General features: G+C 34.0%; 4 protein-coding genes and 1 riboswitch. All 4 genes read right to left on the bottom strand.

The window, feature by feature from the left end; all coding sequences use genetic code 11:
• Window positions 1-1,605: collagen binding domain-containing protein (locus AC1DJR_RS17710; RefSeq protein ID WP_477003143.1), on the bottom strand; the 1,605-nt coding region annotated here is incomplete at its 3' end.
• Between the two features lie 57 nt (window positions 1,606-1,662).
• A riboswitch (cyclic di-GMP riboswitch) is annotated at window positions 1,663-1,755 on the bottom strand.
• A 171-nt stretch (window positions 1,756-1,926) separates the two neighbouring features.
• The gene (locus AC1DJR_RS17705) at window positions 1,927-2,463 is read right to left on the bottom strand and encodes a TetR/AcrR family transcriptional regulator (RefSeq protein WP_429687809.1); all 537 of its coding nucleotides are present in this window, start codon (window positions 2,461-2,463) and stop codon (window positions 1,927-1,929) included.
• A gap of 504 nt (window positions 2,464-2,967) precedes the next feature.
• Entirely contained in the window at window positions 2,968-3,621 is a 654-nt protein-coding gene (locus tag AC1DJR_RS17700) for a DUF975 family protein (protein ID WP_044444060.1), read from the bottom strand.
• Between the two features lie 203 nt (window positions 3,622-3,824).
• On the bottom strand, window positions 3,825-4,710 hold an 886-nt coding region (locus tag AC1DJR_RS17695), incomplete at its 5' end, for a PH domain-containing protein (protein WP_477003142.1).

The raw sequence follows: 4,710 nt of genomic DNA, 5'->3' as shown, positions 1-4,710 counted from the left end.
AACTTTATACGTCCCAGGAGCTAAAGTTTGAGGTACTGAAAAACCGTTTTCGTCCGTTTTCAGTACTGCAACAACCTTATCCGCACTATTTCGAACTTCAAATTCGGCACCTGTTAACCCTTTATTCGGATTCTCAGCATCTATTTTATGAATAGCTACTGTGCCATCTTTTGGAAGTTCAGGCCGTGTAACAGTTACTTCTTTCGATGTTAATTTTTTATCATCAAAATGTAATTCTGCTTTATTAGGAATCTTCTTATCTACGTAAGAAGATAAGTCTGCACCAGCTTTAATTTTCGCCTTAATATTCAAGTTAATTATCTGGTCTTCATATGACTTATAGTCAAAACTCTCACCGAACGTAAATGTTACTTCACTTTTTTGTTTATCTATCTTTAGTGTTCCTTTAGAAGTAATATCTTGGCCATTCTGATCATGCACTTTTGCCTCTAATACTTCTAATACATCTTCTAAATCATCACTAATTACCATAGATGTGTATTTAGGAGGATCGTTTGGTATATGTGTACCAACTTGWTATTGAATAGGTTGATCCATTTGCGCTAACTGCTGATTCTCTACAAGCTGACCATTCTCATCAACTATATTCTTTTCAATACTGGGTGGATTATCGTCACCTGAACCGGTTCCTCCCCCACCACTTACGAATACTTGTCCTACTTTTTCTTCAGTTTTAATATTTTTGCCTTCTAATTTCACTGTATTTTTATGAGGCTTTGCAGCGGGATTGGTAATCTTTGTTTTATATCTTAAAATATAACCTTTTGAACTGTCTGGAAATTCAATTGTAAATCCAGTCTTCGTTGCATTGATTTTAATTTTAGATAAATCTGCTGGCTTAACATTTGTTGGTGCATAACCATCTTCAAATACAGCCTCTTCTAATACTACGCTGTCTGTAATTAACTCATGCCCAGGTCCTAATGTATCTGTTAATTTAAGATCTTGCATTTCTGTTCCAGTTGCATTTACATATACAAGCCATTCTGCAATTGAAGGATCTTCCTGATTATAAGAACCCCATTTCAATAGATTATCTGTATTGGGCTGTGGCTGCGGTCTCTCCGTCGTATTACTTACACTTACTTCTTTATTTACGATTTGACCATCAACGTTAAATTCTAATGGAATTTCTTTGACACCATCATATGCTTCTAGACCAAAGTAGAATTCTACGAATAACGAACCTTTAACATTATTCTTTCCTTCTACATAATCACCCATAGTACACGTCAATAGACCATTTTTCATATCACATGTACCAACTATTTTTCCTTCAGCATCTTTTAAAGGAAAACTCAGATTCATAAGATCTTTTCGAAATTCTTTTGGCATATCAATTGTGAATTGATCTCCACTCTTTATCTGTTCTTTAGCAGACCACTTCACTTCTACTTTCATACCATCTGAAGCCTGATATGGTTCAGATGTCGTGCCATCAGTACGGGAAATGTTAATCTCATCTACTGGACTTTTCATCACAGCAGCTTGAATCACTGGAGCCCATACATTCAGCACCGAAAATAATACTAGAAAAACTAATGACATCATTGAAACGTATCTTTTAGTACTCTTCGTTTGCATATTTTCCTCCTTGATTATTATATTTATATAACAAAAAAGATCGTCTAGTTGCATCAAATGTGCAACCAGACGATCTTAGTAAACCATATATATTACCGTAGACTCTAAGCTTTGCGGCCTATCCTTTCGAATAGTGTGCTAAAAATATTTTTTATTCTTTTTTTGTTTCATTTTCCTTTTGAACCAAATATTACTATACCGTCTGGACGGTTTTAATTCAACACTCTATACAATTGTTCTATTATTCTAATAAAAAAAACAATTCGACACTGGATTAAATAACCAACGGTGAATTGTTTTATATTATATAGTTTATATATTCTATTTATAAGAAGCTGAGATAAGAGCTCGAATCACTTTTTCTCTTAATTCGGGACTTATTCTTCCAACCCCTAAACATTCCGAATACCATAACCCATCTGCTGCTAATCTAATAATTGTGGCACAAACCGAATCCATCTCATCATTTTCTATTTTATTTTGTAGTTGCTGAAATGATTTTTGTAATGGCTCAAGTAATTCAGGTTTTAGCATTAATGCTGCCATCATACTACTAGACAACTCTTCTGTTCTTCTCTCATTACTTAATCTTTCCTCTACAAAAGAACGAACCCACCTTCCTTTCCTCTTTGAGTCTTCTGCTACTTTATTGTGAATAGCCCCCTGATAATCCTCTACCCCTTTGAGTATCATACCCTCTATTAAAGCTTCTTTATTTGAAAAGTGATACAACAATCCACCTTTACTTACACCCGCCTCTTTTGCTACTGCTTCTAAGGTTAATTTAGCAACCCCTTTATATTGCACAATTTGAGAAGCGGCAGATAAAATTTTTTGCCGTGTTATGCTTGTACTCATTCCTTTTTAACCCCCCCTTTCTACTAAAATTATATAAATACGTATCTTATTTTTAACTTTGTTGAGGAGTACTAAGTATTTTCTTTATACAACAAAGGCTTCACTACCTTTAAATTGTTAGTTGCTTCTTCTATTAAAAATTTCCATATCATTCAATATGATAACATCAAATACACAGAGTTGACTATACATCTATACTTTTATATTCATTCCTAATATATCCATGAATAGGATTTACTAGTTTAGATCTTCCTATTACTTTATCATCTTGATTGTTTTACCTTATAAGGCGGCGTTAATTCTTTCAGCACTAAATAAAAAAATGTTATTACTCCCGTTGAATTGAGTAATAACATTTTTTTATTTATAAACTACTTAACAAATTCACTTCACAAAGAACGAATTTATCAAAGTCTTCTATTGCTACAATTGTGTGCAAATTCAAGAAAAATCAAACCACCTATCCCCTAAAGAATATAGGGAACAGATGGGTTAGATGTTTTATTAGAAAGTAGTACCTTCTTTTTTATAATATTCTTTTGAAATCTCTTCATAAAATGCAGCTGATGTCGTGTAGAAATAAGGTACTAACCATAAGAAACCGATTCCTAAAGTAAGAATACTTAAAATGAACCAACCTAAGAAACTTAAGCATAGTAAAAAGTAATCCATTTTATGTCCATTCATCATATGGCGACTTTCGGTAATCGCTTGATTCGCTGTGTATTCTGGACGATCATTCAAAATAAAATACGTCATAGAATAAGAAAATGATTTAATAATACCCGGAATAATAAGAAGTAATGTCCATAGCATCAAGTATACATACATTAGTAAATATGTTAAAAACGACTTCATAAGCTTACTTCCATCGCTAAACCATCTAAATAAATCACCAATGCGAGCACTAGTCTCACGGATTACATTTAAAACAAGATAGTAGGCGCCTATTGTTAACGGACCAATAACAAGCATTGCAATAATACTTACTGTAAGCGAATCACTTGCTTCTTCCCAACCCCAAAACATCGAGAAAACACCTGTAATTAGAAGTTCAACAGCTCCAATAAGGATTCCAAGTAATAAGGTTGCCCCTACCGCTAATCCCCATTTTCCTTTTAATGCATCAAGTGCTTCTCTTTTCAACTGACTTATCATATATAACCTCCTAATATTATTTCTATATTAGTATACCATTTATATCAAAAATTTCACGAATTTCCCTGAAATCGAAAGCTACTACCTTTTTTTCTGATACGTATTGAGAAATGTGAGCTGTATTTGCACCCATATATGAATCAAACTACTCATTTCTCCATAACAAAAAAGCCTGCCTTTCATAATAGGCAAGCTTTTTTAAATTAATCCTCACTTATTCTCTTCTTATACCAATCCTGCATTCTCTCCGCATCTTCTACTCTCGTATGCTCTAGTTTATAATTCGATGATGCACTAGAAAACGTATACGTACATAAATCCGCTCGGCGCTGGAAATATGATTGTGTTTTTTCAATTGATTGGACGTGTCTTCTTCTTACAAGTCCTGTATGTTTCCCAATACTACGATGTATAATCGTAATTTGTTCTCCGTTTACACCGTAACCATTTGTTTTAAATGTTGCGTATCCAAGTGTAAAGATGAGGATAGCTAGCGGTAACAACGCCCACATGATGAAATACTTTTCAAAGTATATGCTTATCCCAGTAAGCGGGACTGCTAGCATTGCGAAGAAAATGAAACTATCAATTAAATAACGGCGCAAGGCTGCTTTTGGTAATGCAGTAATGTTTGTATTCAGTTCATATGGCAATTGTAAATGAACGAGTAACTCTTGCGCACGATCTTTTCGAATAATCGGATGCAGCGTAACTTTGTCTTTCTCTTCTCCCAATCCCTTACTTTGAATGACTTCGACTTGCACAGCACAATAACCGAACATCTGACGGAAAATACCTTCTTTTATCGTAATCCCTTGAATGCGGTGTAACTTTAGTACAAGTTCTTTCCTTTCAAGTAATCCTTGAGAAATACGCACTTCATCGTTTTTTCGATTTACTGTGAAATTACCATGTTTTAACGCGTAACCAATTGTAGATATAATCCAMGAAASGACRAGTAAAATAGCTACCATGTAAATCCAGCCGTATATATCATGATCCATTACATACGACTCTACGCTATTTTTTATCCATTTCGGAATGTACTCATCTACTTGGTGATACACGAAAAAGATTAATGAGAATAAT

It is taken from the genome of Bacillus sp. 05T31 (assembly GCF_056396725.1).
Note: the sequence above shows the minus strand (reverse complement) of the source record. Positions and strands in the feature narration are given on the sequence as shown.